The sequence below is a fragment of the Aeromonas rivuli genome (assembly GCF_000820045.1).
Lineage (GTDB): Bacteria > Pseudomonadota > Gammaproteobacteria > Enterobacterales > Aeromonadaceae > Aeromonas > Aeromonas rivuli.
The window spans coordinates 65,186-81,613 of the sequence record NZ_CDBJ01000043.1; the positions used below are offsets into that span (position 1 = coordinate 65,186).

The following is a 16,428-nucleotide window of genomic DNA, read 5'->3' on the forward strand; positions in this document are numbered from 1 at the left end:
AGGTGCCCTTTCTTGTTTCCAGCGGTGCTTGCCTGATGACGCTTAGCGCCTGCGGCTCAGTATATAAAGGGAGATGCCGCCAAACAGCAGACTGGGCGCCACTGCCGCTATGATGGGCGGCACCGCATAGACCAGGCTGATCGGGCCAAACACCCGATCGCTCACATAGACCACGAAGCCGGTCATGATGCCCATCAACATCCGCGCCCCCATGCTCACCGAGCGCAAGGGCCCAAAGATGAAGGAGGAGGCGAGCAGTATCATGGAGACCACTGACAGGGGGGCCAGCAGCTTGCGCCACAGCTCCAGTTTGTAGCGCCCCGCATCCTGCTTGTTGGCATCCAGATAACCGACATAGTCCCGCAAACCGGAGATGGAGAGGTTCTCTGGATCGATGCTGACCACACCGAGCTGCTTGGGGGTCAGATCTGACGTCCAGGTCATCTGGGGGTGCACCTCACTGATGATCCGGGTCGGATCGTCGAAGCGGGTCGCATGGACAGACTTCAGCAGCCAGTGATGCTGCTCGAACATCCCCTCCTGCGCCTGCACCACATCGATCAGCTTGCGATCCGGGGTAAAGCGATAGAGGGTGATGCCGGTCAGGGCACCATCGTTGCGCACTCCGTTGATACTGACGAAGTTATTGCCATCCCGCGCCCAGACCCCGGAGGCTGATACGGTCAGCCGCCCCTCGGACATGGCACCGGCCTTGATGTCATCGGCAGTGCGCTTGGCGATGGGAGCCACATACTCACCCACCAGACTGAACACCAGCATCAGCGGGATCGCCGTCTTGAGCGCCGCAATCACTATGCTGAGCTTGGAGCGACCGGCGGCCTGCATCACCACCAACTCGGAGCTGCTCGCCAGCTGACCCAGACCAATCAAGCCCCCCAGCAGCGCCGCCAGCGGGAAGAAGAGTACCGCCTCCTTGGGCATGGAGAGCATCACGAAGTAGAAGGCATTGACCATGTCATAGTTGCCGTCACCGACCGACTTGAGCTGCTCCACATACTTGATGAGCGCAGAGAGGCCGACCAGGGTCACCTCACACAGCAGGATCGACATGAAAATGACCCGACCGATATATCTATCGAGAATGCCAAACATCAGCAGAGGTTCCTATATTGCAGCATCATGCTTTTTCGCCTGGAATATCGAGCACAGAAGAGGTTCGACATAAAGGCGACCCCATGGGCATGCCTAACGAGCGCGCCAAACATCAGTGGAAATCCCTATGTAACCGCATCACGCCGACCCCCTGCTGAAGAGTCGCCCTTTGACCCCATTCCACCAGGCGGTGCCCTGCAAGTTGAGCGGCACCCCGATCAACAGCAAATAGGCTATCGGTACCCAGAACATGCCGGGCCAGTGGGGGAGACGACCACTGTCGATGGCCGAGCGGGCCGCCGACAGCAACAGGAAGTAGGAGAGATAGAGCAAGATGGCTGGCAGCAACTTGGCGTAGCGACCCTGGCGCGGATTGACCCGGGCCAGGGGCACCACCAGGAAGGTCAGCACAGGGATGGAGAGCGGCAGCGAAATACGCCACTGCAACTCGGCCATCAGCTGGTTATCCTGGGTGCCGAACAGTTCCATGGTTGGCTTGGCTGCCGATTTACGGTTGGAGTGCTCGGCCTCCTGCTGACGGATGACCAGGCTGTACTCGCGAAAATCTGAGTTCTGGAACTGTTTGCCATTGAAGTTGCCCTCGTAGCGGGAACCATCCTTCAGGGTCAGCCATTGCAGGCCGTTCTCATCCACCGTCACCTGCCCTTCCGTCGCTATCACTATCGAAGGGGGGGTCGTGCCCTGGGCCCGCTGCAACACGAAGATATTATGCAACACGGAGCCCTTGTCGTTCAGATCCTGGATATAGGCCACCAACTTGCCGCCATCGAGCTCCATGAAGCGCCCCGCCTGCAGGAAGGAGATACCGGGATCGGCCTTGAATTCATCGATGACCTGATACTCGCGTTCCTTGGCGAGAGGCGCGACCCAGCCGGTGTTGAAGCCCGCCACCAGGGCGGTCAGCAGAGCCAATATCATGGTGGTCACCATGACGCGGCGCGGGCTGACCCCCACCGCATGCATCACCGTCATCTCACTTTCGGCATAGAGACGGCCGTGAGCAAACAAGATGGCCAAAAACAGACTGATTGGCAGCATCAACAGCGCCATATTGGGGAGGTTGAGCAGCATCAACGTCGATATGAGGCGCGTCGGTACCTCGCCATCGGCGGCATCGCCAATGATCTTGATAAATTGCTGGCTGACAAAGATGAGCAGCAGCACGAACAATACTGCCAGCTGGGTTTTCAGGGTTTCCCTGAACAAATATCGGAAAACGATCACAGTCATTCCCAAGTAAACTTGTGTTTTTAGTCGAATGCCTGAAAAATAGGGCCCTATATTGGATTTTTACCAGTTTGAACTGCGGAGCCTGTGGCTGTTCGCTCCGCCTCTGATACCCAACAAGCACTGCATTATTCAATAAAAGGTGCCTTTTGTCTTTAGGATGTAGGAGATTCCATGGAGTTCAGTGTAAAGAGTGGCAGTCCTGAGAAGCAACGCAGCGCCTGCGTCGTGGTGGGTGTATTTGAGCCCCGCCGCCTCTCTCCGGTGGCCGAACAACTGGACAAGATCAGCGATGGCTACCTGAGCTCGCTGCTGCGCCGTGGTGACCTGGAAGGGAAGCCAGGCCAGATGCTGCTGCTGCATCAAGTACCGGGCGTGCTGAGCGAGCGCGTCCTGCTGGTGGGCTGTGGCAAGGAGCGGGAGCTCGATGAACGCCAGTACAAACAGATCATCAACAAGACCATCACCACCCTCAACGAAACCGGATCCATGGAAGCGGTCTGCTTCCTGACCGAGCTGCACGTCAAGGGTCGTGACACCTATTGGAAAGTCCGCCAGGCGGTAGAAAGCACCAAGGCCGGCCTCTACAGCTTCGATCAGTTCAAGACCAATAAAGCCGAGCCACGTCGCCCGCTGCGCAAGCTGGTGTTCAACGTGCCGACGCGTCGGGAACTGACCATAGGCGAGAAAGCTATCTCCCACGGTCTGGCCGTCTCGAAAGGGGTGCGGGTCTGCCGCGATGTGGCCAACATGCCGCCCAACGTCTGCAATCCGGCCTACCTCGCCTCCCAGGCCCGTCGCCTCGCCGATGCCTATGACAACATCACCACCAAAGTCGTGGGCGAGCAGGAGATGGCCGAACTCGGCATGAACTCTTACCTGGCGGTGGCCCGTGGCTCCGAAAACGAAGCCATGATGGCCATCATCGAGTACAAGGGCAACGCCGATGCCAAGCCCATAGTGCTGGTGGGCAAGGGGCTGACCTTCGACTCCGGCGGCATCTCCATCAAGCCGGCCGATGGCATGGACGAGATGAAGTACGACATGGGCGGCGCCGCCTCCGTGCTCGGCACCATGCATGCCCTGGCCGAGTTGCAACTGCCCATCAACGTCATCGGCGTCCTCGCCGGTTGCGAGAACATGCCCGGTGGCAATGCCTATCGCCCGGGTGACATCCTCACCTCCATGTCCGGCCAGACCATCGAAGTGCTCAACACCGATGCCGAGGGCCGTCTGGTATTGTGCGATGCGCTGACCTATGTGGACAGATTCGATCCAGACACTGTGATCGATGTCGCCACCCTGACCGGTGCCTGCATCATCGCCCTGGGGCATCACACCTCCGGTCTGCTGGCCAATCACAACCCGCTGGCCCATGAACTGCTCGGCGCCTCGGAGCAGGCCGGCGATCGCGCCTGGCGCCTGCCGATGTTCGACGAGTACCAGGAACAGCTGGAGAGCCCGTTCGCCGACATGGCCAACATCGGCGGTCGTCCGGCCGGTACCATCACCGCTGCCGCCTTCTTGTCGCGTTTCACCAAGAAGTACAACTGGGCTCACCTGGATATAGCTGGTACCGCCTGGAAGAGCGGCAAGGACAAGGGTGCCACCGGTCGTCCGGTGCCCCTGCTCACCCAGTTCCTGCTCAACCGGGCCGGGGTGGACATCGAAGAAAAAGAGTAACCCCTGGCGGCCACTTGTTGGCCCCTGTTACCCTTGACTCACAAGGAAGAGGCCCGCCTCTTCCTTGTTTCATTACAAAACAGGCAGGATGCGCAGCCGATGCGCACCCGCCAAGAGATCTGCGGCGCGCAGCCTGGCTTGCGCCAAGCGCAGTCACCGCCACACGGGACCCAACCTGATGAGCCAAGTGACCTTCTACCTGATGAGCGAACCGGATGAGGCTGGCGTCAGCGCCTGCGAACGGCTCGCCTGCGAGCTGGCAGCCGAGGGCTGGAGCAGCGGTCACCTCTATCTGTACTGTGCGAACCAGGCCCAGGCCGAACGGCTCGACGAGCTGCTCTGGCAGCTACCAACCGATCGCTTCGTGCCCCACCAGCTGCAAGGTGAAGCGGGTCAGGCCCCGGTGGAAATAGGCCATCAGCCCCCCAAACGACGCTATGCCCGGCTCATCAATCTGGCCTGGGAGGCACCTTTGTTTGCAGGGAACTTCCCTCAGGTGGTAGATTTTGTCCCCACTGACGACACGCAGAAGCAGCAAGCCCGCGAGCGCTACAAAGAGTATCGCCAGGCCGGTCATCAACTCGAGATGAGAGATCAGCCCGCACTTGCAGCGCACAATCCGGCGCAGCCCTGACTGCCCCCTTTTTTATCCATCAGAACCTATCAGCATACGGCGAGACCATGGAAAAGACTTTTAACCACAATGCCATCGAACAGGCGCTCTATCAGCACTGGGAATCCCAGGGTTACTTCAAGCCCCACGGTGACACCAGCCAAGACTCCTTCTGTATCATGATCCCGCCGCCGAACGTCACCGGCAGCCTGCACATGGGCCACGCCTTCCAGCAGACCCTGATGGACACCCTGATCCGCTACAACCGCATGCAGGGCAAGAACACCCTGTGGCAGGCGGGTTGTGACCACGCCGGCATCGCCACCCAGATGGTGGTGGAGCGCAAGATCGCCGCCGAAGAGGGCAAGACTCGCCACGATTACGGCCGTGAAGCCTTCATCGACAAGATCTGGCAGTGGAAAGAAGAGTCCGGCGGCACCATCTCCCGCCAGATGCGCCGCCTGGGCGACTCCGTGGATTGGGAGCGCGAGCGCTTCACCATGGATGAGGGTCTCTCCGAAGCCGTACAAGAAGTGTTCGTGCGCCTCTACGAAGATGGTCTGATGTACCGTGGCAAGCGCCTGGTGAACTGGGATCCCAAGCTCAACACCGCCATCTCCGATCTGGAAGTGGAAAACCGCGAGATCAAGGGCCACATGTGGCACCTGCGCTACCCCTTGGCCAACGGCGCCAAGACAGCCGAGGGTCAGGATCACCTGATCGTCGCTACCACCCGTCCGGAGACCATGCTGGGCGATACCGCCGTGGCCGTGAACCCGGAAGACCCCCGTTACAAGGCGCTGATCGGCCAGCACATTCTGCTGCCACTGGTGAACCGCCTGATCCCCATCGTCGCCGATGAACACGCCGATATGGAGAAGGGCACCGGTTGCGTGAAGATCACTCCGGCCCACGACTTCAACGATAACGAAGTCGGCAAGCGCCACAACCTGCCGATGATCAACATCTTCACCCTGGACGCCTTTGTGCGCGCCGAGGCCGAAGTGGTCGATTGCAACGGCAACCCCAGCACCGCCTATGACGCCGCCCTGCCGAGCGAGTTCGCCGGCCTTGAGCGTTTCGCTGCCCGCAAGGCGATTGTGGCCAAGCTGGACGAGCTGGGTCTGCTGAGCGAGATCAAGGATCACGTGCTGCAACAGCCCTATGGCGATCGCGGCGGCGTGCCCATCGAGCCCATGCTGACCGACCAGTGGTATGTGCGCACCGCGCCGTTGGCCAAAGACGCCATCGCTGCGGTGGAAGATGGCCGCATCCAGTTCGTGCCCAAGCAGTACGAGAACATGTACTTCTCCTGGATGCGCGACATTCAGGACTGGTGCGTCTCCCGTCAGCTGTGGTGGGGTCACCGCATCCCGGCCTGGTATGACGAATCCGGCAAGGTCTACGTCGGCCGCGACGAGGCCGAGGTGCGCGCCAAGCACAACATTCCGTCCGTGACCGTGCTGCGTCAGGACGAAGACGTGCTCGACACCTGGTTCAGCTCCGCCCTGTGGACCTTCTCCACCCTGGGCTGGCCGAACAACACCGAGGCGCTCAAGACCTTCCACCCGACCGACGTGCTGATGAGCGGCTTCGACATCATCTTCTTCTGGATAGCCCGGATGATCATGATGACCATGCACTTCATCAAGAACGAAGATGGCACCCCGCAGGTTCCCTTCAAGACCGTCTATATCACCGGCCTGATCCGGGATGAAGAGGGCCAGAAGATGTCCAAGTCCAAGGGCAACGTGCTGGACCCGCTCGACATGATCGACGGTATCAGCCTGGAAAATCTGCTGGAGAAGCGCACCGGCAACATGATGCAGCCGCAGATGGCCGAGAAGATCGGCAAGCGCACCGCCAAGCAGTTCCCGGAAGGGATCGAGGCCCACGGCACCGACGCCCTGCGCTTCACCCTGGCGGCGCTGGCCAGCACGGGTCGTGACATCAACTGGGACATGAAGCGCCTGGACGGCTACAACAACTTCTGCAACAAGCTGTGGAACGCCTCCCGCTACGTGCTGATGAACACCGAACAGCAGGATTGCGGCCTGAATGGCGGCGAGATGCAGTTCAGCCTGGCGGATCGCTGGATCCAGTCCCAGTTGCAGGTCGCCATCCGCGACTTCCGCACCGCGCTCGACACCTACCGCTTCGACATGGCCGCCGGCGTGCTGTACGAATTTATCTGGAACCAGTTCTGCGACTGGTATCTGGAGCTGACCAAGCCGGTGCTGGGCAAGGGCTCCGAGGCCGAGCAGCGCGCCACCCGTCACACCCTGGTGACCGTGCTGGAAACCCTGCTGCGCCTGGCGCACCCCATCATTCCGTTCATCACCGAGACCATCTGGAAATCGGTGGCGCCGCTGACCGGGGTCCATGCCGACACCATCATGCTGCAAGCCTTCCCCGAGTTCGATGCCGCCAGGCTGGATGAGACCGCCATGGCGGATCAGGAGTGGGTGAAGGAGTTCATCGTCGGCATCCGCAACATCCGCGCCGAGATGAACGTGGCGCCGAGCGTTGGCCTCAACGTGCTGCTCCAGTGCGATGCCAAGGACGCCCAGCGCGCCGGTGATAACGAGGCCTTCCTCAAGTCCCTCGCTCGCCTGGAGTCCATCCGCGTGCTGGCGGACGGCGACGTCGCCCCGCTGTCGGTGAAGAAGCTGATCGGCAGCACCGAGCTGATGATCCCCATGGCCGGTCTCATCGACAAGGAGGCCGAGCTGGCCCGTCTGGCCAAAGAGGTGGCCCGTCTAGTCGGTGAGTGCGGCCGTATCGAAGGCAAGCTCGGCAACGAGGCCTTCGTGGCCAAGGCGCCGGATGCGGTCATCGCCAAGGAGCGCGAGAAGCTGGAAGATTACCGTCTCCAGCTCACCAAGCTGGAAGCCCAGCAGGTGGAAATCGCCGCCCTGTAAGCGGCACCCTCACCATTCGCACCGCCATATTGAGCCCCCTGCCAGCAGGGGGCTTTTTTGTGGGCGCCTCACAGCCATCGTTTTTACAAGCGGATCCCCGCCAAATTCATTACACTGCCGCAGTGTTCATTATGTGGAGTTAGCTTACCGTATGGAAATGTTGATCCTGATTGGATTGATTGTGCTCAATGGCCTCTTCGCCATGTCTGAAATCGCCATCGTCACGGCCCGCAAGGCGCGACTCACCAAGCTCGCCGCCGAGGGGAGCCACTCTGCCGCCATCGCCCTGCGCCTGGCCGATGATCCTACCCATTTCCTCTCTGCGGTGCAGATTGGCATCACCAGCATAGGTCTGCTCAACGGTATCTATGGTGAATCCGTGCTGGCCAAACCCTTCGCCATCTGGCTGCAGGGCTGGGGCCTGACCCCCAGCAGCAGCAGTCTGCTCGCCACCGTGCTGGTGGTGGTCATCGTCACCTATCTCTCCATCGTCATCGGTGAGCTGGTGCCCAAACGACTCGGCCAGATAAGCCCGGAGCGCATCGCCTGCCTGATGGCGCGCCCCATGCTGTGGCTGGCGACCCTGACTCGCCCCTTCGTCTGGCTGCTCTCAGCCTCGACCCATGCCAGTCTGCGACTGCTGCGGGTCAGCCAGGAGAACAACAGTCACCTCACTCAGGAAGAGATCCACGCCATGCTGGAGGAGGGCTCCGAGACCGGGGTCATCGAGGCCCATGAGCGCACCATGCTACGCAATGTGTTTCGCCTCGATGAGCGCCGTCTCGAGTCCATCATGGTGCCCCGCAGCGACATCCGCTATCTGGATCTGGCCCTGCCCACCGAGGTCAACCTGATGCGAATGGTGGAGTATGGCCACAGCTTCTTCCCGGTGTGTGACGGCAGCCTCTCCAACCTGGTTGGCATCCTCAACGTCAACAAGGTGCTCCATGCCTATGTGCGCGGCGAGACCATCGATCTGGCGGCCCTCACCCAGGATGGCAGCCTGTTGCCTGAGACCCTCAATGGCCTGGAGCTGCTCAACCATTTCCGTGGTCACGCCGAGCACATGGTGCTGGTGGTGGACGAATATGGTGAGTTGCAGGGTCTGGTGACCCAGCAGGATCTGCTCGAGGCGCTGGCGGGGGACTTCCAGCAGGGTGAAGCGCAGGACAACTGGATTTTTCAGCGCGCCGACGGCAGCCTGCTGCTCGACGGCCTCATTCCTCTGCCAGAGCTCAAGGATTGCCTGGGGATCAACCGCCTGCCGGAAGAAGAGGATCACCACTATCACACCCTGGGCGGCCTCATCATGCTGCTGCTGGGACGAGTGCCTCAGACCGGAGATCTGGTCTCCCTGGATCAGTGGCAACTGGAGATTGTCGACATGGATGGTCTGCGTATCGATAAAGTGTTGGCAACCTCAACCAAGCAGTCGGCCGAGGCCGTGGAGTAGGTATTATGATGGAGCAGTTTTCCCAGTTGGCGCACGCCTTCATGACCCAGGATCTCGCCACCCTGTCAGATCCCAGGATGGCCTTCATGGTGTGCTGCGTGCTGCTGACTTTCCTGGTGCTGGAGAACGGCTTCATTCCTACCGCCTTTCTGCCCGGTGACAGCTTGCTCATCCTGACCGGGGTACTCATCTATCAGGAGGTGATCTCCCCCTGGGTGGTGCCCCTGTTGATCGTCGCGACCTTCGTCGGTACCTGGCTCGGCTACATGCAGGGCCGCTTCCTCGGGCACACCCAGACCTATCACCGTTTGATGTCCCACATGGACGACAAGCACAAGGAGAAGGTGTTCTACCTGCTCAACAAGTACGGCATCCTGACCCTGATCACCGCGCGCTATATCGCCTTCGTGCGCACCGTCTATCCCTACATAGTCGGTGCGACCGAGATCCCCCAGGGACGCTTCCTGGTCGTCAATCTGGTCAGTTCCATCCTCTGGGTCAGCCCGCTGGTGAGTCTGGGCTACTACCTGAGTCATACCAAGCTGGCAGCCCAGTATGAGACTCAGTTCCTCAGCATCATTCTCTACCTGCCGCTGGTGCTGCTCGCTGCCGGTCTGGTGGCGCTGATCTGGCGCTGGTTGGTGCGGCGCAAGGCCACGCCGGAGCAAAATAAACCCTGAAGCAAGAGGCCATGGCAACATGGCCTTTTTTAATCACGATTATTAATAAAATAGCCACCAGCGACCTTGTAAAGCCGCAGCAAAAATGCGTGAATCTACCGCCTTTTTCTGGAGTTGGATGGAGTAGTCGTATGAGGGGTCAGATGCGCACCTTGACGTTGTTGAGTACATTGGCCAGCCTCTTGCTGCCCGCCCTGGTCATGGCCGCGCCCAATCCTGCCAAACTGCAATTGCAGTCGAGCAGCGCCCTGGTGATGGAGGTTGGCAGCGGCAAGACGCTCTATCAGAAGAACGCGACCAGTCGCCGCCCCATCGCCTCCCTCACCAAACTGATGACGGCGCTGGTGGTACTCGATGCCAGGCAGGATCTCAACCAGACCCTCACCGTCAACAGCAACGATCGCGATGCCATCAAGCACACCTATTCCCGGGTGCGCATGGGCACCAAGATCAGTCGTCGCGATGCCTTGCATCTGGCACTGATGTCTTCGGAAAACCGCATGGCCTCGGCGCTGTCTCGCCATTACCCGGGAGGGCGCGCCGCCTTCGTGCGGGCCATGAACACCAAAGCCAAACAGTTGGGGATGCGCAACAGCCGCTTCCATGATGCCACCGGCCTCTCCAGTGCCAATGTCTCCACCGCCCAGGATCTCGCCAAGCTGATCGCTGCCGCCTATCGCCAGCCGCTGATCCGCCAGTTCACCCAGGATAGCGAGCAGGAGATGCGCTTTGCGGTGCCCGGATACAGCCTGCACTTCAACAACACCAATCCCCTGGTCAAGAACCAGGATTGGGATGTGCGTCTCTCCAAGACCGGCTTTACCAATGAAGCGGGCCGCTGCCTGCTGATGCGTGCCAAACCGGACAACAAAGAGCTGGCCATTGTCCTGCTCAACTCCTTTGGCAAACGCACCCCCATAGGAGATGCCAACCGCATCCGCAAGTGGCTCAAAACCTGAGTAGAAGCTCGTTTGGCTCGATCTGACCCAAAGAGGGATGCCATGGCATCCCTCTTTGCTTATCCGCCCTGGCTGGCTCCCGCGTCAGACAATGCTTGCCCTGGCACACCCGCCACCGATTTCCCCCCTCCCCTCGCCGCCACACACCTTGCCTGAAGAGAGCCCAGGCCTGGGCACTATTCCCGGCCGGCTCAAGGCGCAATGGGTCGCTGCGCTAGCCAGCAAGCAAGATGAAGGGGGAACGCCTGGAGAGTGGGGCAGGGCCAGCAATACGCCGCCTATGGCCTTGCGTGGGGCTCTGGGAAGGGAGTACACCCTTGGATAGCGCCACAGCCACAAGGCTCGCTGATGGGGGTTGCGATGAAGGATGGGCTGGCGGGCAGCAGGGTTGTCAGCCTCTCTTCCCGGTATGCGACAAGCGAGGGCCACGGGAGTGGCAGGGATTGGAGCGGGCCGGAAAGGATCCATAAAAAAACAGCCTCGACCTGAGTCGAGGCTGTCTGTATGGTGCGCCCGGGAGGATTCGAACCTCCGACCACCTGGTTCGTAGCCAGGTACTCTATCCAGCTGAGCTACGGGCGCTCATCAATTTTTGACATTGCTTCTTAATATGGTGCGCCCGGGAGGATTCGAACCTCCGACCACCTGGTTCGTAGCCAGGTACTCTATCCAGCTGAGCTACGGGCGCTCACAAACTTTTTGTACTGCTTTCAATATGGTGCGCCCGGGAGGATTCGAACCTCCGACCACCTGGTTCGTAGCCAGGTACTCTATCCAGCTGAGCTACGGGCGCTCATAAACTTTTGGTGTTGCTTTAAATGGTGCGCCCGGGAGGATTCGAACCTCCGACCACCTGGTTCGTAGCCAGGTACTCTATCCAGCTGAGCTACGGGCGCCCTGTTTTTAAAGCGATAAAAAAAGCTTACTTATCAGTAAGCCTTTTCTAAAGTGTCGACTTGCTGATGGTCAACACATGACTCTTGCTTGAGTCTTAATATGGTGCGCCCGGGAGGATTCGAACCTCCGACCACCTGGTTCGTAGCCAGGTACTCTATCCAGCTGAGCTACGGGCGCAAATGGCGGAGAAGGGGGGATTCGAACCCCCGATGCGGGTATAAGCCGCATACTCCCTTAGCAGGGGAGCGCCTTCAGCCTCTCGGCCACCTCTCCGTTTGCGGGGCTGATAATACTTCACAGGGATTTTTAGTCAAACACTTTTTTGGAGAAAAAAGCCTGTTCGCTCAGCATTTGGTCAAAGAGCGGGATATTCAAACAAAATCGATACTTATCCCACTGTTTACGCCCCTGACGGGCAGGTTGCGCCCCCCAGAAAAACAAAAGGCGACACTGAGGTGTCGCCTTGATGCTGCTATGAAAAGCGGCTTAGAAGTTGGGTTGGCCCGGTACTTTCTCGGCCTGTATCCGCATGTAGATCTCTTCGCGGTGTACAGAGACTTCTTTCGGTGCGTTGACGCCGATACGGACCTGGTTGCCTTTCACGCCCAGTACGGTCACTGTCACTTCATCACCTATCATCAGGGTTTCCCCTACACGACGAGTCAAAATAAGCATTCGCTTGCTCCTGTATTCTGTTTTGTATTTGTATCGATAATCGACATTATCTTACAAAGATACCGATATGGTAAATGGTTGAAACTAAATCAATCCGGGATTGTTACCCAGAGGCTGTTCACTCGGCTCCTGATCCAGCCCGAAGGCCCCATGCAGGGAGCGTACTGCCAGCTCCAGATACTTCTCGTCAATCACCACGGAAATCTTGATCTCTGAGGTTGAAATCAACTGCATATTGATCCCCTCCTCACCCAATACCTTGAACATGGTGCGGGCCACGCCGGGATGATTCCACATCCCCACCCCGACAATAGAGACCTTGGCTATCTCACCATTGCCCTGAACACAGGCGGCGCCAAGCTCGCTGGCCGTCAGCTCAAGCAGAGCACGGGCACGGCGATAGTCATCGCGATTCACCGTGAAGGTAAAGTCTGCAGTGCCATCCCCCAACGTATTCTGAACAATCATGTCCACGTCGATATTGGCATCGCTGATGGGGCCGAGGATCTGAGCCGCAACGGTGGGCCTGTCCGGCACCCCCAAAATGGTCAGACTGGCCTCATTGCGGTTGAACGCAATGCCCGATACCAGGGGAGCTTCCATCCTCTCACCTCCATATGTGATTAAGGTTCCCTCGCCATCGATAAAGCTCGACAGCACCCGTAATGGTACCCGGTACTTTCCTGCAAACTCCACCGAACGGATCTGCAGCACCTTGGCCCCCAGGCTCGCCATCTCCAGCATCTCCTCGAAGGTGATGGTCGAGAGGCGCCGAGCCTTGGGCTCGATGCGCGGATCCGTGGTATAGACACCGTCTACATCGGTGAAGATATGACACTCATCGGCCTTGAGGGCCGCCGCAATCGCCACCGCTGTGGTGTCGGAACCACCCCGGCCCAGGGTCGTGATGGCATTGTGCTCATCACGTCCCTGGAAGCCTGCCACCACCACCACCTTGCCACTGGCCAGCTCGCCTTGCAGCGATGCGGTATCTATGTGGGTGATCCTGGCCTTGCCATAGGCCGAATCGGTATGGATGCGCACCTGATCCCCGGTCATGGAGACGGTCTGGCAGCCACGGCGGTTCAGCGCGATGGCAAGCAGGGCAATGGTGACCTGCTCGCCGGTGGAGACCAGCACATCCATCTCGCGCCGATTGGCGTCAGGATCCAGCTGCTGGGCCATGCCCAGCAAACGGTTGGTCTCCCCCGACATGGCGGAGACCACCACCACCACATCATGCCCCTGCAGTCTGGTATGAGCGACCCGCTCAGCGACCGCTTCGATCCGCTCCAGGGTGCCAACCGAGGTGCCACCGAACTTCTGTACATAGAGTGCCACAGATCACCTCGCCCTAATTAGAGGCGCTCTTCCAGCCAGGAGTGAACGGATTGCAGTGCCGCCGGCACGGCCTCCGGTTGAGTGCCGCCCGCCTGCGCCATGTCAGGACGACCGCCCCCCTTGCCGCCGACTTGCTGGGCAACCAGATTGACCAGCTCACCCGCCTTGACCTTGCCAGTCAGATCCGACGTAACGCCAGCGATCAGGTTGACCTTGCCTTCATCACTGGTGGCCAGCAGCACGACGCCGGACTTCATCCGATTCTTCAGCTCGTCCAGCATGCCGCGCAGGGACTTGGGATCCACGTCATCCAGTGCGGCTACCAGCACCTTCTGACCCTTGATCTCGATGACCTGGCTCAGCAGGTCACTGCCCGCCTGGGCTGCCAGCTTGGCCTTGAGCTGCTCCAGCTCGCGCTCCATCATCTTGGACTTGTCCAGCAGTTGACGCACCTTGCTACCCAGGGAGAACTGATCGCCTTTGATCAGCGCAGCCGCTTCTTCAATCTGCTCGGCCAACTGGTGCATGAAATCGATGGCACTCTTGCCGGTCACGGCTTCGATACGGCGGATACCCGCCGCTATGCCGCTCTCGGCGATGATCTTGAAGAAACCGATGTCGCCGGTGCGCTTGGCATGGGTACCACCACAGAGTTCGGTGGAGTAATCGCCCATGCGCACTACCCGCACGTCATCTTCGTATTTCTCGCCAAACAGTGCCATGGCGCCAGCGGCTTTGGCCGCCTCCAGATCCATCACCTGGGTAGCGATGTCATGGTTGGCGCGGATCTGGGCGTTGACCAGCTCCTCGATGCGACGAATGGTCGCCATGGTCAAGCCTTCGAAGTGGGAGAAGTCAAAACGCATCCGCTCGGCACCGACCAGGGATCCCTTCTGGGTCACATGATCCCCCAATGCCTGACGCAGGGCCGCATGGAGCAAGTGGGTCACCGAGTGGTTCAGCGCCACGGCCTGACGGCGTTCTTCATCGACTTCTGCCACCACGGCGGCACCCTCTTCCAGGGTACCCAGCTCCAGATAGCCGGTATGGATAATGGCTTTACCCGCCTTGCGAGTGTCGGTCACCGCGAAGATACCGTCATCCACCTTGATGATGCCGGTATCGCCCACCTGACCGCCGGACTCGGCGTAGAAGGGGGTCTTCTCGAGTACCACAACCGCCTCTTCACCCGCGATGAGGCCACTCACCTGGACGCCATCTTTGTAGATGGCCAGCACACGGGTCTGCTCGGTCAGGGCCTGGTAACCGGTGAAAGGGGTCTCGAAGTCGAGCTTGAGCACATCGTTGTAATTGACACCGAAGCTGGAGGCCTCTTTGGCGCGAGCACGCTGCTTCGCCATCTCGGTGTGGAAACCCTCTTCATCGATACCGATCTCGCGCTCACGCACCACATCGGCGGTCAAATCCGCCGGGAAGCCATAGGTGTCATACAGCTTGAACACCACGTCACCCGGGATCACTTTGGCATCCCCCAGGTTGGCCAGCACATCTTCGAGCAGCAACAAGCCCCTGTCCAGGGTGCGGACAAACTGCTCCTCTTCGATGCGCAGTACCCGCTCGACCAGGGAGAGCTGAGCGCTCAACTCGGTGGCCACGTCTTTCATCTGCACGGCCAGCTCGGCGGCCAGCTTGTAGAAGAAGACATCGGTGGCACCCAGCTTGCGGCCATGGCGCACGGCGCGACGGATGATGCGGCGCAGTACATAGCCACGCCCCTCGTTGGAGGGCATGATACCGTCGCCAATCAGGAAGGCGCAGGAGCGGATGTGATCGGCGATGACGCGCAGGGACTGATTGCTCAGATCCTCGGTGCCCACTATCTCGGCCGCCTTCTTGATCAGTGCCTGGAAGATGTCGATCTCATAGTTGGAGTGCACGCCCTGCATGATGGCAGCGATACGCTCCAGCCCCATGCCGGTGTCCACGGAGGGACGTGGCAGCGGTTCCATGGTGCCATCGACCTGGCGGTTGAACTGCATGAAGACCACGTTCCAGATCTCGATGAAGCGATCGCCATCTTCTTCCGGTGAGCCGGGAGGGCCGCCCCAGATATGATCGCCATGGTCGTAGAAGATCTCGGTGCAGGGACCACAAGGACCCGTATCACCCATCTGCCAGAAGTTATCGGAGGCAAAGGCTGCGCCCTTGTTGTCACCGATGCGCACGATGCGATCGGTCGGCACGCCAATCTCTTTGGCCCAGATGTCGAAAGCTTCGTCATCGGTCTCATAGACGGTGACCAGCAGGCGCTCTTTGGGCAGCTTCAGGGTGCCAGTCAGGAACTCCCAAGCGAAGCGGATAGCATCCTGCTTGAAGTAATCGCCGAAACTGAAGTTACCTAGCATCTCGAAGAAGGTGTGGTGACGCGCGGTATAACCCACGTTTTCCAGATCATTGTGCTTGCCGCCCGCACGTACACAGCGCTGGGAGCTGGTCGCCCGGTTGTAGGCGCGCTTGTCGGCACCGAGGAAGACATCCTTGAACTGATTCATCCCTGCATTGGTGAACAGCAAGGTTGGATCGTTGTGCGGGACCAGTGAGCTGGACGACACCACCTGGTGCCCCTGGGAGCGGAAGTACTCGAGAAACGCGTTGCGGATCTCTGATGTGGACATATACATGGAAAATCCTGCTTGATTCAGATACGGACTTTTAATCGCCTTAATGTAAGTTTTCTACGGGGCAAAGTAAAACCCACAGGCCCCTCGGCCCCGAAAAAGCCGGTGAAAAGAGACCCCAGGCGACATGCAAGGCATAACGCCCTAAAAAAGCGGCGGGCTGGGCTCAGATCCAGGCTGACGAGAAACCCGAACATGCAGCGCAG

The 16,428-nt window shown here is 59.6% G+C and carries 11 protein-coding genes and 6 tRNA genes; 6 read left to right on the plus strand and 11 right to left on the minus strand.

All coding sequences use genetic code 11. The annotated features are described in order from the left end of the window. Window positions 1-42: 42 nt before the first annotated feature. Together lptG and lptF are read right to left on the minus strand one after the other, a co-directional pair. Window positions 43-1,113 carry an LPS export ABC transporter permease LptG gene (gene lptG / locus BN1130_RS09220; RefSeq protein ID WP_042041632.1) on the minus strand — a complete coding sequence of 357 codons (1,071 nt, stop codon included), beginning with the start codon at window positions 1,111-1,113 and terminating at the stop codon, window positions 43-45. Between the two features lie 138 nt (window positions 1,114-1,251). Next, window positions 1,252-2,364: an LPS export ABC transporter permease LptF gene (lptF, locus tag BN1130_RS09225; RefSeq protein ID WP_042041633.1), complete on the minus strand. Its 1,113-nt coding sequence runs from the start codon at window positions 2,362-2,364 to the stop codon at window positions 1,252-1,254. 171 nt (window positions 2,365-2,535) lie between these two features. Between lptF and pepA the strand changes: the two genes are divergently transcribed. The 6 genes from pepA (at window position 2,536) to pbpG (ending at window position 10,670) form a co-directional block, all read left to right on the plus strand. Further along, window positions 2,536-4,044: a leucyl aminopeptidase gene (pepA, locus tag BN1130_RS09230; RefSeq protein WP_042041634.1), complete on the plus strand. Its 1,509-nt coding sequence runs from the start codon at window positions 2,536-2,538 to the stop codon at window positions 4,042-4,044. 178 nt (window positions 4,045-4,222) lie between these two features. After that, window positions 4,223-4,678 (plus strand): DNA polymerase III subunit chi, encoded by a 456-nt coding sequence (locus tag BN1130_RS09235; RefSeq protein WP_042041635.1) that lies wholly within the window; start codon window positions 4,223-4,225, stop codon window positions 4,676-4,678. Window positions 4,679-4,725: 47 nt separating this feature from the next. Continuing rightward, window positions 4,726-7,578 carry a valine--tRNA ligase gene (locus BN1130_RS09240; protein WP_042041637.1) on the plus strand — a complete coding sequence of 951 codons (2,853 nt, stop codon included), beginning with the start codon at window positions 4,726-4,728 and terminating at the stop codon, window positions 7,576-7,578. A gap of 151 nt (window positions 7,579-7,729) precedes the next feature. Beyond that, entirely contained in the window at window positions 7,730-9,031 is a 1,302-nt protein-coding gene (locus BN1130_RS09245; protein WP_042041638.1) for a hemolysin family protein, read from the plus strand. Window positions 9,032-9,039: 8 nt separating this feature from the next. Beyond that, window positions 9,040-9,711: a DedA family protein gene (locus tag BN1130_RS09250; RefSeq protein ID WP_042041933.1), complete on the plus strand. Its 672-nt coding sequence runs from the start codon at window positions 9,040-9,042 to the stop codon at window positions 9,709-9,711. Between the two features lie 143 nt (window positions 9,712-9,854). Continuing rightward, window positions 9,855-10,670: a D-alanyl-D-alanine endopeptidase gene (gene pbpG, locus BN1130_RS09255; RefSeq protein ID WP_370736606.1), complete on the plus strand. Its 816-nt coding sequence runs from the start codon at window positions 9,855-9,857 to the stop codon at window positions 10,668-10,670. A 505-nt stretch (window positions 10,671-11,175) separates the two neighbouring features. On the opposite strand, the gene BN1130_RS09260 is transcribed toward pbpG, so the two are convergent. From BN1130_RS09260 to alaS, 9 genes are all read right to left on the minus strand, one after another. Continuing rightward, window positions 11,176-11,252, minus strand: a tRNA-Arg gene (locus BN1130_RS09260). Window positions 11,253-11,281: 29 nt separating this feature from the next. Further along, window positions 11,282-11,358, minus strand: a tRNA-Arg gene (locus BN1130_RS09265). A gap of 28 nt (window positions 11,359-11,386) precedes the next feature. After that, window positions 11,387-11,463: transfer RNA gene (locus BN1130_RS09270), tRNA-Arg, on the minus strand. A 26-nt stretch (window positions 11,464-11,489) separates the two neighbouring features. After that, a tRNA-Arg gene (locus tag BN1130_RS09275) sits at window positions 11,490-11,566 on the minus strand. A 101-nt stretch (window positions 11,567-11,667) separates the two neighbouring features. Continuing rightward, a tRNA-Arg gene (locus tag BN1130_RS09280) sits at window positions 11,668-11,744 on the minus strand. A 3-nt stretch (window positions 11,745-11,747) separates the two neighbouring features. Further along, window positions 11,748-11,840: transfer RNA gene (locus BN1130_RS09285), tRNA-Ser, on the minus strand. A 213-nt stretch (window positions 11,841-12,053) separates the two neighbouring features. Next, a complete protein-coding gene (csrA, locus tag BN1130_RS09290; RefSeq protein WP_005315760.1) occupies window positions 12,054-12,242 on the minus strand; it encodes a carbon storage regulator CsrA in 189 nt (62 codons plus the stop codon). A gap of 84 nt (window positions 12,243-12,326) precedes the next feature. After that, the gene (locus BN1130_RS09295; RefSeq protein WP_042041641.1) at window positions 12,327-13,583 is read right to left on the minus strand and encodes an aspartate kinase; all 1,257 of its coding nucleotides are present in this window, start codon (window positions 13,581-13,583) and stop codon (window positions 12,327-12,329) included. A 17-nt stretch (window positions 13,584-13,600) separates the two neighbouring features. Continuing rightward, on the minus strand, window positions 13,601-16,225 hold the full coding sequence (gene alaS / locus BN1130_RS09300) for an alanine--tRNA ligase (RefSeq protein ID WP_042041642.1): 2,625 nt from the start codon (window positions 16,223-16,225) through the stop codon (window positions 13,601-13,603). Window positions 16,226-16,428: the final 203 nt, after the last annotated feature.